The sequence below is a fragment of the Cupriavidus sp. 96C5-1 genome (assembly GCF_057798855.1).
Map to the genome: position 1 here is coordinate 93,586 of NZ_JBYOJU010000002.1, position 14,239 is coordinate 107,824.

Below are 14,239 nucleotides of genomic sequence, written 5' to 3' on the forward strand. Positions count from 1 at the left end.
GTCACTTTTCTTTACTCGTAAAGAAAAGTAACCAAAAGAAAGCGACCCCTTGCAGGGGGGCTGGCGTGTCGGGCTTGGGGACGTTGCGGATTCGTGGTGGGCGCGTCAGTCCTGCCTGACTGCTGGCGCTACCGGCGCGAACGGCATTGCCAATGCGGATGGCACTGGTTTCAGTATAGCGCCCCTGATGGCAATGGCCCGTGGTGGCTCACGCATCTGCCGTTACCGGCACGAATGGCCACTACCTCCCGATCCTTGCTGGTTTCGTCATGGGCGCGGTGGCCCCAGATTTTGGGTATTCGCCTCAAGCCGGGGCCACCGCGCCCACGACGAAACCAGTGCCGTTCGTGTTCGAGTGGCCATATAAAACTGGTAACGGCAGATGCCTGAATGGGCAAGCGAGATCGTCATTCAGGGGTCATACAATGAAACCACCGTCATTCGCAGCGGCAATGCCGTTCGTGCGGGTAGCGCCAGCAGTTCATTAGAACCGCCGCGCCCACCACGAATCCGCAACGTCCCCGATCCTGATAAGCCAGCCCCCCTGCAAGGGGTCGCTTTCTTTTGGTTACTTTTCTTTACGAGTAAAGAAAAGTGACACCTCCATGTGCCCAAGAGCCTGACACCACTCCGCCTTTAGGCCCTGCAGACCTGAATCAGGTCCCTACAAACGCAAAAGGACCCTCCAGGCGCCAAGAAAGCATCCATCAGGTCCCCCAAAAAAAACCACATCCACCAAATACTCAACCGCTAGCCAGACTAACACCCTGCGGCCCCGTCCTGGTCAGCCCATCCCGCCCATACAACGGCCCGCTGTCACCGCGCTGGCGCAGCACCTGAATCGCTTCCTTGGTGAATTCGAGATGCGCGTCCACCACCGCCGTATTGACGGCATTGGCGTCGCTGGCCAAGCGCACCGCGGATAGCAGCTTGCGCCAGGCCGACTCGAGCACGGGATCGATCTCGCGGCCGAAGAGTTGCCCGCCGGCACCCAGGCGAATGCCCAGCGCGCCCATCTGCGCCTCGCGCGTGCGGGTCAGGGCGCCCAGCAAGCCGGCCAGTTCAACCTTGCGTTCGAGCAGGCTGGCCAGGGCCTCGTAGTTGCCCGCCTTGATCATGGCTCTTTCCTCGCCGAGTACTGCGGCGAATTCTTTCGCCAGTTCGGTTTCGCGGTTCAGGTTCTGGATCAGGGGCTGGCTCATGGCGTGCCTATCGTGGGTGGAGGTTGGCTATGCGCTGGCGTTCTCAGGCGCTGCCGTTGAGCTCGCGCAGCGAGGCGAGCAGCCCGTCGGCGATCTTGCTCGGGTCGATCTTGATGCGGCCTTCGGAAATGGCCTGGCGGATTTCATCGACCTTGGCGGTATCGATGTCGTCGTCGCTGTCTTCAACCAGGCGCGAGCCGATCTCGCGCACCTGGGCTGCCAGGGGGCTTACTCGCACGCCGGTCGTATCCGGCGTCGGGGCCGGGGTCTGTGCGGGGGCGCTGGCCACGCTGCGCACGGCGCCGTCGCTGGCGTCGCCCGGCCTCGACGAGGTGGTCTGATTGATCTTCACGATGATTCCTTGCTGGGTTCCTCAGGCTTATCGGATGGTTCAGGCAAAACTTTAGGGCGAATTATGCCGCCGGGACGCTGTTTGGGGCGTCCTCCGAGGGGGGCTGCCCATTCGCCCAGGATGCGGCATTGTCTCATGAGACCGCCACGCAACCCGAGGGCGAGGGCGCGCCCGCGCGCCATCCTCCCCGCTTATTGCTGCAGCACCACCGTGTCGCCGCTGCGCACCAGCGCATTGACCACCTGACCGCTCTTGAGGCGTACCTGCACGTTGTTGCCCACCGCGGCCTCGGCCATGACCTTGCCTTCGCTGCTGATCTGGAACGAGTCGCCTTCCACCATCACGGTCACGTTTTGCCCTTGCCGAACGGCAATGGCCTTCTTCAGCAGATCCATCCGTATCGGCGAGCCGGCGGAGATGCGGTTGGACGCCACCGCGCCGCTGATCTGCGCCGGGTCCGTCACCACGGCACGGGGCAGCATGGCCAGGTCGCCCTGGCGTACTTCCATGTCGGCCGCTTCGATGGGCTCGCCGGGCATGAGGTTGCGGCCCGCCACATAGTAGTCGGCCACCACCGAGACGCGCGCCTGGACATAGCGCGTCCAGGGACGCTCGCCAGCGCAGCGCACGCCAACGGAAACGCGGCCCCAGGGCGATGCGCCCGGAGGCAGGAAGGGCTCGGGCAAGGGGCAATCCGGAGCCCGGCCGCCAGACGGCGGCACCACCTGGATGCTGGCCTTGCCGGGAAGGCCGGCGGTCTGGCGCTCGAGAAACTGCTCGACCGCGGTACGCACCGGGTCTTCGGGGAAGGGCGAGGGCGGTGCCGCCCCGGCGCTGCCGGCGAGCGTGCCGCCGGCGGCCAGCGCGCAAAGCAGGGCGCGCGTCGCGGCGGCGCGGAAACGAGGATTCATGTGGGCATCCAGCAAGGAGACGTCCTGGCGCGCGTCGTGAGGGCACGCTCCAGGTGCGTAGGAACGGGTCCCATTGTAGGCAGCCCCGCTGTCTTGCTCGGGCCGAAATACGCAGGTTTTTTCGTCCTATTCATGCGATTGGCATGACAGGGCTACCCCTAAGATGGCACACCTGAAGAAGGTCGACCTTCGTTGCTCTCCCCTTCAAGCGAGACACAGACATGATTGACAGACTCGATGCGGCATTACGCTTCCAGCAGGAAGCACTGAGCTTGCGGACCCAGCGGCAAGCGGTCATTGCCTCCAATATCGCGCATGCCGACACACCCGGCTACAAAGCGCGCGATTTCGATTTCTCCAGCACGCTGGCGCAGACCGTGGAGCGCGGCAAGCAGGCCGAAGGCGTCACGCTGACGACCACTTCGGCCCGGCACCTGCCGGGCCAGGCGCCGACCGCCGACGACAGGGACCTGGCCTATCGCATCCCGCTGCAATCGAGCATCGATGGCAATACGGTGGAAATGGACACCGAGCGCATCGCCTTTGCCGACAATGCGGTGCACTTCGAATCCGGCCTCACCGTCATGAGCGCCAAGATCAAGACCATGCTGTCGGCCATCCAGCAATGAGCACGAAATGCCAGCATTGAATATCTTCGAAGTTGCCGGTTCGGCCATGGCTGCGCAGTCGCAGCGCATGAACGTGACCGCGTCCAACCTGGCGAACGCGGACAGTGCCGTGACACCGAATGGCCAGCCATACCGCGCCAAGCAAGTGGTGTTCGGACTGGCGCCCACGCCGGGCCAGAGCGATGTCGGCGGGGTGCAGGTGGAAGGCGTGGTGGAGGACTCGTCCCCGCCGCGCATGGTCTACAACCCCACGCACCCGCTTGCCAACGCCAATGGCTACGTCACGATGCCCAACGTCAACCCGGTGGAGGAGATGGTCAACATGATCTCGGCCTCGCGCTCCTACCAGGCCAACGTGGAAGTGCTCAACACCGCCAAGAACATGATGCTCAAGACATTGACCATCGGTCAGTAAACCGGGATACGAAATGACCTCGACTTCCAACGTAAACGGCAGCAAATCCGCCGCCGACATCGCCAGTACCCTGCAAGGCAGCAGCGCCAGCGCGTCCGACCTGCAGAACAACTTCCTGACGATGCTGGTGACGCAGATGAACAACCAGGATCCGCTCAACCCGATGGACAACTCCCAACTGACCTCGCAGCTCGCGCAGATCAGCCAGGTGAGTGCCATGCAGACCATGAACACGACGCTGAGCTCGCTGCTGAGCCAGGTCAGCGCCGGGCGTGCAATGGGTTCGGCATCGCTGATCGGTCGCACCGTAATGGTGCCGGGCAGCAGCGTGTCGGTCGCCAGCGGCACCGCTACCAAGATCGGTGTCGACCTGCCGTCCGCCGCGGACTCCGTGACGGTAAGCGTGCTCGACAGCTCCGGAAAAACCGTGCGCACGATCAACCTGAACGGCAAGAGCGCCGGCGTTCAGGACGTCGTCTGGGACGGCAAGAACGATGCCGGTTCCACGGTGGCCGATGGTACCTACAGCTTCAAGGTTGCCGCCACCGCCAATGGCACCGACGTCAAGCCGGTGGCCCTGGTCTACGGCGCGGTACAGAGCATCAGCGGCGACTCGACGGGTGTGCTGGTGGGTCTCGCCAACGGCACCACCGCGAACGTCAACGACGTTCGCCGCATCCTTTAATCACCCGCCTGACGCTGCTGCGCGGGCTTTCCACGAATCACAGGTAACAAGGGGAAAATCATGGGTTTCGGTCAAGGGGTAAGCGGCATCAACGCCGCCGCCGCCAATCTGGATGTGATTGGCAACAATATCGCCAACGCCAACACGGTTGGCTACAAGCAGTCGACCGCGCAGTTTGCCGACGTCTATGCCGGGACCAAGATCGGCCTGGGCACGAGCGTGAACGCGGTGGTGCAGTCGTTCAGCGGGGGCAATATCGAGTCGAGCGGCAACTCCCTGGATGTGGCCATTACCAATGGCAACGGTTTCTACCGGCTGGTTGATTCCAGCGGCGCGATCTTCTACTCGCGCAACGGCCAGTTCCAGAAGCAGAACGACGGCACCATCACCAACGCGGCGGGACTGAAGCTGACCGGCTACCCGGCAGGCGTCGTCGCGGGCGGTGGCGTGCAGCCGCAGCCGCTGGTGATCTCCAATGCGCAGATGCAGCCCAAGGCGACCACCTCGGTCAGCGCCCAGTTCAACCTGAATTCGGGCAGCACCGTACCGGCCACCGCGTTCACGAGCGCGCCGGGCGCGTTGCCCACGTCGGGCATGTTCAACTACAGCACCGGCATCACGACGTATGATTCCCTGGGCAATGCGCAGCAGCTGACGGCGTACTTCAGCAAGCAGGCAGCCGGCCCCGGTACCACCGCCGGTGGTTCGGACTGGCAGATGAACCTGACGGATTCGGCTGGCAATCTGGTTGGCGGCGGCCCGTTCGCCATGCAATTCAGCAGCAGCGGCGTGCTGACCTCGCCGACCACCGCCACCGCGCCGACGTTCACGCTGCCCGCGGCCAATGGCGCGGCGGCGATGGCCGTCAAGCTCGACCTGACCGGCACCACGCAGTTCGGCGCGGGCAACGATACCAAGTCACTGACGCAGAACGGCTATACCTCGGGCAGCCTGCTTGGCTTCGCGGTTCAGCCCAACGGTTCTGTCCTCGGCAGCTATTCGAACCAGCAGACGCAAAGCCTGGGCCAGGTCGTGCTGGCCAACTTCGGCAACGTGCAAGGCCTGCAGTCGCAGGGCGGCAACGTATGGTCGGCAACCGGTTCGTCCGGCCAGGAACTGCTCTCGTCGCCTGGCGGCAGCGCCGGTACGCTCAAGTCCAATGCGACCGAAGCCTCCAATGTGGATCTGTCCGGCCAGCTGGTGAACCTGATCGTGGCGCAGCGCAACTACCAGGCCAACGCGCAGACCATCAAGGCGCAGGACCAGGTCATGCAGACCCTGGTCAACCTGTGATCCGCGCTCCCGGCACGATGAGCAGCAACTGAGGGCCCGCCATGGACCGCATGATCTACACCGCCCTGTCGGGCGCCAAGCAGACGCTCGACCAGCAGGCGGCGGTGTCAAACAACCTGGCCAATGCTTCGACACCGGCCTTCCGCGCGCAGATCAACCTGTTCCGCGCGGTGCCGGTGGTGGGGCCGGAGGCGCAAACGCGCGCGTTTGCACTGGCTTCCACGCCGGGCGCGGATTTCAAGGCGGGCCCGCTGAGCTACACCGGGCGGCCGCTCGACGTTGCCCTGCAGGGCAACGGCTGGCTGGCGGTGCAGGCACCGGACGGCAGCGAAGCCTACACCCGCGCCGGTGCGCTGCAGGTGGCGGCCGACGGCCAGCTGCAGACCGCAACCGGCTTGCCGGTGATGGGCGATGGCGGTCCGATCAGCGTGCCGCCGGGGTCCAGCGTGACCATCGGTACCGACGGCGCGATCACGGCGCGCGGGCCGGGCGAGGCGGCTGCCGGCCTGGCCCAGGTCGGCAAGCTGAAGCTGGTGAACCCGACGCCTGAATCCATCGCGCGCGGCGACGATGGCCTGTTCCATCTGCGAGCAGGTGCCCAGCCCCTGCAGGCCGACACCACCCTGCGCGTGGCTCCCGGTGCGCTCGAAGGCAGCAACGTCAACCCGGTGGAGGCGATGGTGGACATGATCGCCAATGCCCGCCGCTTCGAGATGCAGATGAAGATGATCCAGGGCGCCGACACCAATGACCAGCGCGCCAATGCGTTGCTGTCGACCAACTGAAACTGAATTGATGTGCCGCCGGCTTTACCGGCGGCCTTGTGAGGACAACCATGATCCGCTCACTCTGGATTGCCAAGACCGGCCTCGATGCGCAGCAGACGCAGATGGACGTGATCTCGAACAACCTGGCCAACGTTTCCACCAATGGCTTCAAGCGCAGCCGCGCCGTGTTCGAGGAGCTGATGTACCAGACCGTACGCCAGCCGGGCGCGCTGTCGTCGGACCAGACCACCCTGCCGTCGGGCATGCAACTCGGTACCGGCGTGCGCCCGGTGGCCACCGAGCGTATCCATCTCCAGGGCAACCTGCAGCAAACCGGCAACCCCAAGGATGTCGCCATCAACGGCCAGGGCTTCTTCCAGGTGACGATGCCTGACGGCACCACCGCCTACACGCGCGACGGCTCGTTCCAGACGGACCAGAACGGTCAGCTGGTGACCTCTAGCGGCTTTGTGATCCAGCCCGCCATCACCATTCCGGCCAACTCGACCTCGCTGACGGTGGGGCGCGACGGCACCGTGTCGGTGACCCAGCCGGGCGCCAGCAACAACGTCCAGGTCGGCCAGCTGCAACTGGCGACCTTCATGAATCCGGCCGGCCTGGAAAGCATGGGCGAGAACCTGTACGCCCAGACCGATGCATCGGGTGCGCCCAATACCACGGTGCCGGGATTGAACGGCTCCGGCACGCTGCAGCAGAACTACGTGGAGACGTCCAACGTGAACGTGGTGGAAGAGCTGGTCAGCATGATCCAGACGCAACGTGCCTACGAAATCAACAGCAAGGCGGTGCAGACGTCCGACCAGATGCTGCAACGCCTGACCCAGCTCGGCGGATGATCATGGTTGCCTCGCTGACTCGCCTGGGTGCGCTTGCCCTGTGCTGCCTCGCGACCGGTTGCGCGCTGGCGCCGCGCGAACCGCTGGTGCAATTGCCGACCACCGCGCGCGCGGAGCCGCGCGCCATGGGGCGGGCCAGCGGATCCATCTACCAGTCCTCGTACGCAGGCAATCCGCTGTTCGAGGATCGCCGCCCGCGCAACGTCGGCGATATCCTTACCATTGTGATCAGCGAGAACGTCAACGCCACCAAGGCCTCCGGCACCAACGCCACGCGCACGTCCAATAGCGCGCTGACGTTCGACGCCGTGCCCAGGGCACTGGGCGGCCTGTTCAGCAGCAGCCAGAATGCCTCCATGAGCGGCGCCAACGGCCTGAAGGCCAGTGGCGGCGCCACCGCGGCCAACACCTTCAACGGCACCATCACCGTGACCGTGCTGGAAGTGCTGCCCAACGGCAACCTGGTGGTGTCCGGCGAGAAGCAGCTGGCGATCAACCAGGGGGCTGAATATATCCGCTTCTCCGGCGTGGTCAACCCGCGCACGATCACCGGCGACAACGGCGTGTCGTCCACCCAGGTGGCCGATGCCCGTATCGAATACACCGCCAAGGGCTATATCGACGAGACGCAGAACATGGGTTGGCTGCAGCGTTTCTTCCTCAATGTCTCACCGTACTGATCGCGTCATGTTCCAGCTTTCGCTTACCGTCCCGCGCTGCCGCTTCGTCCGCGCCTTTCTGATTGCGCTGACGCTGGGCGTGCTGGCGGGGGCGGCGCATGCGGAGCGGCTGAAGAACCTCATCATCTTCCAGGGCGTGCGTGACAACCCCCTGGTGGGTTATGGCCTGGTGGTCGGGCTGGACAATACCGGCGACCAGACCATGCAGACGCCGTTCACCACGCAGAGCCTGACCAATATGCTGTCGCAGCTGGGCGTTACGCTGCCGGCCGGCAAGAACATGCAGCTCAAGAACGTGGCGGCGGTGATGGTCACCGCCACCTTGCCGCCGTTCGCCCAGCCCGGCAGCCCGCTCGATGTGGTGGTGTCGTCGATGGGCAATGCCAAGAGCCTGCGCGGCGGCACCTTGCTGATGACGCCGCTCAAGGGCGCCGACGGCCAGGTCTATGCGCTGGCGCAGGGCAATATGCTGGTGGGCGGCGCAGGTGCGTCGGCCAACGGCAGCAAGGTGCAGGTCAATCAACTGGCGGTGGGCCGCATTGCCAACGGCGCCATCGTCGAACGCGCGGTGCCGTCGTTCCAGCCTGAAGGCGGCCTGCTCAATATCGAACTGCGCGATACCGACTATGGCACGGCGGAGCGCGTGGTCGAGGCCATCAACCGCACCATGGGCGGCGGCGTGGCTACCGCGCTTGACGGCCGCGTGGTCCAGGTGCGCGCGCCTTCGGCACCGAGCGCGCGGGTGGGTTTCATGGCACGCCTCGAGAATATCGATGTGACACGCGCCAAGGCGGCCGCCAAGGTCATCCTCAATGCGCGCACCGGCTCCATCGTGATGAACCAGGCCGTCACCGTTGACGATTGCGCCATCGCACACGGCAATCTCTCCGTGGTGATCAACACCCAGCCGGTGATCAGCCAGCCGGCCCCGTTCAGCGGTGGCCAGACGGTGGTGGCGCCGGTGTCGCAGATCAACATGAAGCAGGAAGGCGGCGCGCTGCAGATGGTCAAGGCGGGCGCTTCCCTGGCTGCGGTGGTCAAGGGCCTGAACGCCCTGGGCGCCACCCCGGCCGACCTGCAGACCATCCTGGAAGCGATGCGGGCGGCCGGCGCCCTGCGCGCGGAACTCGAGATCATCTGATCATGTCCTCCAGCCAGATGGCCGCCCAGGCCGACCTGTCGCAACGCTTCGCACTCGATACCCAGGGCTTCGAGATGCTCAAGCAGAATGCGCGCACCGGTGCCAGCGACAATACGCTGCGTACCGCGGCACGTCAGTTCGAGGCCGTATTCACGCAAATGATGCTCAAGAGCATGCGCGACGCGACGCCGCAGGACGGCATGTTCGACAACGAGCAGACCAAGCTGTATATGTCGATGATGGACCAGCAGCTGGCACAGCAGATGTCCACGCGCGGGATCGGCCTGGCCGATGTGATGATGCGCCAGCTTGCACGCGCCAACGGCAGCGGGCTTCCGCCCGAGCTGGCCGCGGGCGCAGGTTCGGCCGCGGCCAAGGCCGCTTCCGGCCTGCAGGCGGGCATGGACGAGGCTGCTCCGGGTCTGGCGCGCGTGCTCGATATGCGCAACGGCGATGCGGATACGCCGCGGGTGGGCAGCGTGGTTGCCGGCCCCAGCTGGAATCCCACCGCCGGACTGCGCCAGTACCAGGCGCAGGATGCGGACGCGTGGCAGGGCGGCAGCGGCGTCTTGCCGGAAGATACGCCCGCTCATATCAGCGCCTTCGTCTCCCGCATGGCGGGCCCGGCGCAGTATGCGGCGCGCGCCACCGGCGTGCCGGCGAGACTGATCCTGGGGCAGGCGGCGCTGGAAAGCGGCTGGGGCCGGCGCGAGATCGCCAACCCGGACGGCAGCACCACGTTCAATGTCTTCGGCATCAAGGCCGGTTCCGGCTGGAAGGGCCCGGTCGCCGAGATCACCACCACCGAATACGTCGACGGACAGCCGCAGAAGGTGCGTGCGCGCTTCCGTGCCTACGGCTCGTACGAGGAAGCCTTCGCCGACTACGGCAAGCTGCTGAGCAACAATCCGCGTTATGCGCAGGTCCTTGCGGCGGCCACGCCCGACGAGGCCGCGCGTGGCTTGCAGCGCGCGGGCTATGCCACCGATCCTGCCTACGGCGAGAAGCTGGTGCGCATCATGCGGAAAGTGCCGGTCTGAGCGGATTGCCGTAGCGCGCCCGCGGGCGAGAGCGCGGGAGCATGGCACTCGCATGCCCGGGTCGCATGGCCACGGCGGCGCGCGACGCGGTCGCACAACAGACGGCGTGGGCAGGCAAACAGTAAGCGGGCGCGGCGCGGCATGCGCGCAGCGCCGTGGCAATACCGGCACGGCCAGCCGGGAAGACGTCGGCCAGTACGAAAATTGTCGGCAGCGCACTAAAGTCTCTTGGCGAATCTGCCGTTACCTACCTCATTCACCGCCGTCGAGCCCGGCCGCGGCGACCCGGTATCGGCGGCCCCGCGGCTTGCCGGATGTCCGGATCGCCAGGCCTGGCCTGCGGCAGCTAACAGTTGCGGGGTTCGAGCATGTCTCTCTTCTCTATCGGTCTTTCCGGTCTGAACACGGCGCAGAACGCGCTGACGACGGTTGGCCACAATATCAGCAACGCTGCCACCACAGGCTATTCCCGGCAGAACACCCTGATCGCCTCGGCGGGCGCCCAGCCCGGCGCTGGCGGCTACTACGGCCAGGGCTCGAACACCACTTCCGTAGTCCGCGTCTATAGCGATTTCCTGAATAGCCAGTTGCGCAATGCGCAGGGCGCCAGCGCCCAGCTGTCGACGTACTCCAACCAGATCAGTCAGATCGATAATCTGCTGGGCGACCAGAGCGGCGGCCTGGCCCCGGTGATGCAGAGCTTCTTCTCCGCGGTCCAGGGCGTATCGAACACCCCGGCAGACCCGTCCGCGCGTCAGGCCCTCCTCAATGCCGGGCAGTCCCTGGCCGGCCAGATGCGCTCGGTCAACAACTACTTCCAGCAACTGCAGCAAGGCGTCAACAGCCAGCTGCAAAGCTCGGTGACCCAGGTCAACGCCTACGCCCAGCAGCTCGCGCAGCTCAACACCCAGATCACCCAGGCAACCGCCGCAGCGGGCGGGCAGCCCCCCAATGACCTGCTCGACCAGCGCGACCAGGTGGCGTCCCAGCTGACCCAACTGATCGGCGCCAAGGTGGTGGTGCAGGACGGTGGCGTGTACAACATGACCTTCGGCAGCGGGCAGGCACTGGTGATGGGCAGCAACGCGTTCAGCCTGAAGGCGGTGGCATCGGCGGCGGACCCGTCCAGCACGACGATCGCCTACACCTTGCCCAACGGCAACTCGGTCGAGATGGACACCAGCACGATCACCGGTGGCTCCATCGGCGGCATGCTGCAGTACCGCTCGCAGACCCTCAACAGCGCCCAGAACGCGATCGGGCGCCTGTCGGTGACGCTGGGGCAGGCATACAATGCCCAGCAGGCCCTTGGGGTGGACCTGACGGGGCAGACCGGCGGGAACCTCTTCAAGATCGGCTCTCCCGTCGCGATCGGCAACACCAATAACACCGGCTCTGCCCAGGTGACGGCGACCATCAGCAACACGGCGAACCTGACCACCAGCGACTACACGCTGAGCTACGATGGCACCAACTACAACCTGGTGCGCGCGTCGGACAACAAGACCGTGGCGACCGCAGCGGGCGCCGGCGCCACCTTCCCGATGACGCTGTCCGCGGACGGCCTGAATATCCAGGTCAGCTCGGCGATGTCGGCCAATGACTCGTTCCAGATCCAGCCGACCCGCAATGTGGCAGGCCTGATGGACATGGCGATCACCGATCCGGCCAAGATCGCCGCTGCCGGTCCGCTGCGCACCACCGCGGCCGCTACCAACACCGGCAGCGGCACCGCTACTGTCACCAAAGTGACGAGCGGCTTCAGCATGCCCGCGTCGGCGATCACCGCGACCTACAACGGTGCCAGCTACGTCTTCACCGATGCCTCCGGCGCCACGGTGACGCCAACCTCCTCCGCCCCGAATGCCAGCGGTAACGGCACCGACTACACCTTCAACGGCATCACCGTTACGCTTGGCGGTACGCCCAAGGCCAAGGACTCCTTCACGCTGACGCCGAATCTGGCTGGCGTGTCGGACAACACCAATGCGCTGGCCATGGCGAAGCTGCAGACCGCCAAGACCATCGGCGGCATCTCCAACTTCAACGACGCCTTCGCGCAGCTGGTCAACGACATCGGCAGCAAGGCGAAGTCGATCAGTATCGCCTCGACATCTCAGGACAGCATCACCACCCAGGCGCAGAACGCGCAGCAAGCCGTATCCGGCGTGAACATGGACGAAGAAACCGTTTCGATGATGCGCTTCCAGCAGCTCTACCAGGCCAATGCCCGGGTGCTCCAGACGGCTTCCACGCTGTTCGACTCCATCCTCGGCATCAACTGAACGACCTGAAGAAACGGACCTCAAAGGAACAGATATGCGCGTTTCAAGCTCGATGCTGTATCAGCAAGGCCTGGCCTCGATGACCAACCAGCAAGGCTCGCTGCTGCACGTGCAGCAGCAGCTCGGTACCGGCCGGCGCATCCTGACCCCGTCCGACGACCCGGTCGCCGCCAGCCGCGCGCTGGAGGTGACGCAGGCCAGCGCGGTCAACGACCAATATGCCACCTCGCGCAAGCAGGCCAACATCAATCTGTCGATGGAGTCCAACACGCTGACGAGCGTGGTCACCACCATCCAGAACATCCAGACGCTGGTCGTGCAGGCAGGCAGCGGATCGCTGAGCGATGCCGACCGCGCTTCGGTCGCGACGGAGTTGCAGGACAACTACAACCAGCTGCTGGGCCTTGCCAACAGCAACGACGGCAACGGCGTATACATGTTCGCCGGCTACCAGTCCGCCACGCCGCCGTTCGCCACGAACGCCAGCGGCGCAGTCCAGTACAACGGCGATACGGGCCAGCAACTGCTGCAGGTCGACGTGGCGCGGCAGATGCCCGCCGGCGACGACGGCCGCTCGGTGTTCATGAGCGTGCAGGGTACGGCGACCTACGTGGCCTCGGCGCCCGCCGCGAATACGGGAACGGCGACATACAGCGCGGTCACGGTCACGGACCCGACCAATCCGCTATACGGGCACAGCCTCTCGCTCAATTTCGCCACCAGCGCCACCACTGGCAAGATGCAGTACCAGGTGATGGACCAGAGCGCCGTACCGCCCGCAGCCGTTGGCGCACCGGTAGACTATGTGAGCGGCACCGGCATCCAGGTCGCCGGGCTTTCGATTACCGTCAGCGGCACGCCGGCGAACGGCGACAGCGTCAGCCTTCAGCCCGCGCAACAGGCGGGCACGGATATCTTTGCCAACGTGCAGAACGTGATCAACGCGTTGAAGAAGCCCGTGGCGACCGACGCCGACCGGGCCGCATTGGCCAACGCCCTGGCTACCGCGAACCGCAAGATGAGCAACTCGCTGGACAATGTCAGCACGGTGCAATCCTCGGTCGGCTCGCGCATGCAGGAACTGGATGCGCTCAACACCATTGGCTCGAACCGCACCCTGAACTACACGCAGACGCTTTCGGGCTTGCAGGATCTGGACTATTACTCGGCTATCACCCAGTACTACCAGAAGCAGACCGCGCTGCAGGCTGCGCAGCAGTCATTCATGCAGATTCAGGGGATGAACCTGTTCAAGTATCTGCAGGGGTGAGTTGGGGCGTTGGGGGCACGCTTGGCAACGAAAAAAACATAACGGCGGAAGGCGCAAACAGATAAGCGCTTTGCACTGCTGAATCTGGCCGCAACCCTTGCTGGGCAAGGGTTGCGGCTATGTATTTGTCATTCGCTTTGTCGTGGTGAGCCCGCCCTAACCCCCTTCGGACTGGCAAATAGGATGGTCAGTATGCGCTCACATTTAGAGGCTCTCATCGCATCATTTGCCCCCCTCCGAGCTCACAATAAACCACTATCGGCTATCAAAATCGTAGTCTTTTCGTTTAGAAATTCATTTTATATACTGCCGGCTTACTAGGTTCGCAGAGCGACGCGTCTAAATCGATTTAGGCGGACCTCGCATATCGCTTCACAGCGGTCGGTCACTGGTCCACCTGGGTAACCTCATTGGTAAAACTGGTTCGCTATGCTATGCATGCAACCATTGTCCAATTACCTTGATGCCTCCGACCTCGCTGTCCTGCTGAAGGTCACCCCTGCCACGCCGGGCCAGGACCGAGCCCCAATCCCTGCCGCTCCTGGCCGCAGTTGGTCCCAATTTTGCGGCAGACCGGACGTCGTGCACTGGTCTCAGGAAGGCGGGATGGGCTGCTACTAGGGCGGGGAGGGTATCCTGGCCGGCCGGGTCGCTGAGTCGCTTGCGGCGAAAATGGGCATTGACCCGTCCACCGCATCGACCGTGGCTGCCG

At 64.7% G+C, this 14,239-nt stretch carries 15 protein-coding genes; 12 read left to right on the forward strand and 3 right to left on the reverse strand.

What is annotated here, in order from left to right; translation table 11 throughout:
- The first annotated feature begins 382 nt into the window (after positions 1–382).
- Positions 383–598, forward strand: a complete 216-nt coding sequence (locus AC3FOF_RS02995; RefSeq protein ID WP_488725728.1) for a hypothetical protein — start codon at positions 383–385, stop codon at positions 596–598.
- A 145-nt stretch (positions 599–743) separates the two neighbouring features.
- Here the strand turns inward: AC3FOF_RS02995 and AC3FOF_RS03000 are convergent, their stop codons facing one another.
- The 3 genes from AC3FOF_RS03000 to flgA all read right to left on the reverse strand — a co-directional run bounded on the left by AC3FOF_RS03000 (position 744) and on the right by flgA (position 2,465).
- Positions 744–1,202, reverse strand: coding sequence for a flagella synthesis protein FlgN (locus AC3FOF_RS03000; RefSeq protein WP_017225145.1), 459 nt, complete (start codon positions 1,200–1,202; stop codon positions 744–746).
- Between the two features lie 43 nt (positions 1,203–1,245).
- Positions 1,246–1,554, reverse strand: coding sequence for a flagellar biosynthesis anti-sigma factor FlgM (gene flgM, locus AC3FOF_RS03005; RefSeq protein WP_017225144.1), 309 nt, complete (start codon positions 1,552–1,554; stop codon positions 1,246–1,248).
- A gap of 191 nt (positions 1,555–1,745) precedes the next feature.
- Entirely contained in the window at positions 1,746–2,465 is a 720-nt protein-coding gene (gene flgA / locus AC3FOF_RS03010; protein ID WP_488725729.1) for a flagellar basal body P-ring formation chaperone FlgA, read from the reverse strand.
- 221 nt (positions 2,466–2,686) lie between these two features.
- Here flgA and flgB point away from each other — a divergent pair, with 221 nt between their 5' ends.
- From flgB to flgL, 11 genes are all read left to right on the forward strand, one after another.
- Positions 2,687–3,094 carry a flagellar basal body rod protein FlgB gene (gene flgB, locus AC3FOF_RS03015; RefSeq protein ID WP_017230797.1) on the forward strand — a complete coding sequence of 136 codons (408 nt, stop codon included), beginning with the start codon at positions 2,687–2,689 and terminating at the stop codon, positions 3,092–3,094.
- 7 nt (positions 3,095–3,101) lie between these two features.
- Positions 3,102–3,509, forward strand: coding sequence for a flagellar basal body rod protein FlgC (gene flgC / locus AC3FOF_RS03020; RefSeq protein WP_017230798.1), 408 nt, complete (start codon positions 3,102–3,104; stop codon positions 3,507–3,509).
- A gap of 13 nt (positions 3,510–3,522) precedes the next feature.
- A complete protein-coding gene (locus AC3FOF_RS03025) occupies positions 3,523–4,194 on the forward strand; it encodes a flagellar hook assembly protein FlgD (protein WP_488725730.1) in 672 nt (223 codons plus the stop codon).
- 60 nt (positions 4,195–4,254) lie between these two features.
- On the forward strand, positions 4,255–5,487 hold the full coding sequence (flgE, locus tag AC3FOF_RS03030; RefSeq protein WP_017230800.1) for a flagellar hook protein FlgE: 1,233 nt from the start codon (positions 4,255–4,257) through the stop codon (positions 5,485–5,487).
- A 41-nt stretch (positions 5,488–5,528) separates the two neighbouring features.
- Positions 5,529–6,272 (forward strand): flagellar basal-body rod protein FlgF, encoded by a 744-nt coding sequence (flgF, locus tag AC3FOF_RS03035; protein ID WP_017230801.1) that lies wholly within the window; start codon positions 5,529–5,531, stop codon positions 6,270–6,272.
- 50 nt (positions 6,273–6,322) lie between these two features.
- Positions 6,323–7,111, forward strand: a complete 789-nt coding sequence (flgG, locus tag AC3FOF_RS03040; RefSeq protein WP_017230802.1) for a flagellar basal-body rod protein FlgG — start codon at positions 6,323–6,325, stop codon at positions 7,109–7,111.
- Positions 7,108–7,791 (forward strand): flagellar basal body L-ring protein FlgH, encoded by a 684-nt coding sequence (flgH, locus tag AC3FOF_RS03045; RefSeq protein ID WP_017230803.1) that lies wholly within the window; start codon positions 7,108–7,110, stop codon positions 7,789–7,791. The genes flgG and flgH overlap by 4 nt, the downstream gene beginning before the upstream one ends.
- A gap of 7 nt (positions 7,792–7,798) precedes the next feature.
- Positions 7,799–8,932, forward strand: coding sequence for a flagellar basal body P-ring protein FlgI (locus AC3FOF_RS03050; RefSeq protein ID WP_017230804.1), 1,134 nt, complete (start codon positions 7,799–7,801; stop codon positions 8,930–8,932).
- A 2-nt stretch (positions 8,933–8,934) separates the two neighbouring features.
- Complete coding sequence (gene flgJ / locus AC3FOF_RS03055) at positions 8,935–9,972, forward strand: flagellar assembly peptidoglycan hydrolase FlgJ (protein WP_488725731.1); 1,038 nt, start codon at positions 8,935–8,937, stop codon at positions 9,970–9,972.
- Between the two features lie 368 nt (positions 9,973–10,340).
- Positions 10,341–12,257, forward strand: a complete 1,917-nt coding sequence (flgK, locus tag AC3FOF_RS03060; protein ID WP_017230805.1) for a flagellar hook-associated protein FlgK — start codon at positions 10,341–10,343, stop codon at positions 12,255–12,257.
- Between the two features lie 34 nt (positions 12,258–12,291).
- A complete protein-coding gene (gene flgL / locus AC3FOF_RS03065) occupies positions 12,292–13,527 on the forward strand; it encodes a flagellar hook-associated protein FlgL (RefSeq protein ID WP_017230806.1) in 1,236 nt (411 codons plus the stop codon).
- Positions 13,528–14,239 lie beyond the last annotated feature (712 nt).

Coding starts and splice junctions, on each gene's coding strand:
- AC3FOF_RS02995 (WP_488725728.1), top strand. CDS start 383: ATGCCTGAATGGGCAAGCGAGATCGTCATTCAGGGGTCATACAATGAA.
- AC3FOF_RS03000 (WP_017225145.1), bottom strand. CDS start 1,202: ATGAGCCAGCCCCTGATCCAGAACCTGAACCGCGAAACCGAACTGGCG.
- flgA (WP_488725729.1), bottom strand. CDS start 2,465: ATGAATCCTCGTTTCCGCGCCGCCGCGACGCGCGCCCTGCTTTGCGCG.
- flgB (WP_017230797.1), top strand. CDS start 2,687: ATGATTGACAGACTCGATGCGGCATTACGCTTCCAGCAGGAAGCACTG.
- flgC (WP_017230798.1), top strand. CDS start 3,102: ATGCCAGCATTGAATATCTTCGAAGTTGCCGGTTCGGCCATGGCTGCG.
- AC3FOF_RS03025 (WP_488725730.1), top strand. CDS start 3,523: ATGACCTCGACTTCCAACGTAAACGGCAGCAAATCCGCCGCCGACATC.
- flgE (WP_017230800.1), top strand. CDS start 4,255: ATGGGTTTCGGTCAAGGGGTAAGCGGCATCAACGCCGCCGCCGCCAAT.
- flgF (WP_017230801.1), top strand. CDS start 5,529: ATGGACCGCATGATCTACACCGCCCTGTCGGGCGCCAAGCAGACGCTC.
- flgG (WP_017230802.1), top strand. CDS start 6,323: ATGATCCGCTCACTCTGGATTGCCAAGACCGGCCTCGATGCGCAGCAG.
- flgH (WP_017230803.1), top strand. CDS start 7,108: ATGATCATGGTTGCCTCGCTGACTCGCCTGGGTGCGCTTGCCCTGTGC.
- AC3FOF_RS03050 (WP_017230804.1), top strand. CDS start 7,799: ATGTTCCAGCTTTCGCTTACCGTCCCGCGCTGCCGCTTCGTCCGCGCC.
- flgJ (WP_488725731.1), top strand. CDS start 8,935: ATGTCCTCCAGCCAGATGGCCGCCCAGGCCGACCTGTCGCAACGCTTC.
- flgK (WP_017230805.1), top strand. CDS start 10,341: ATGTCTCTCTTCTCTATCGGTCTTTCCGGTCTGAACACGGCGCAGAAC.
- flgL (WP_017230806.1), top strand. CDS start 12,292: ATGCGCGTTTCAAGCTCGATGCTGTATCAGCAAGGCCTGGCCTCGATG.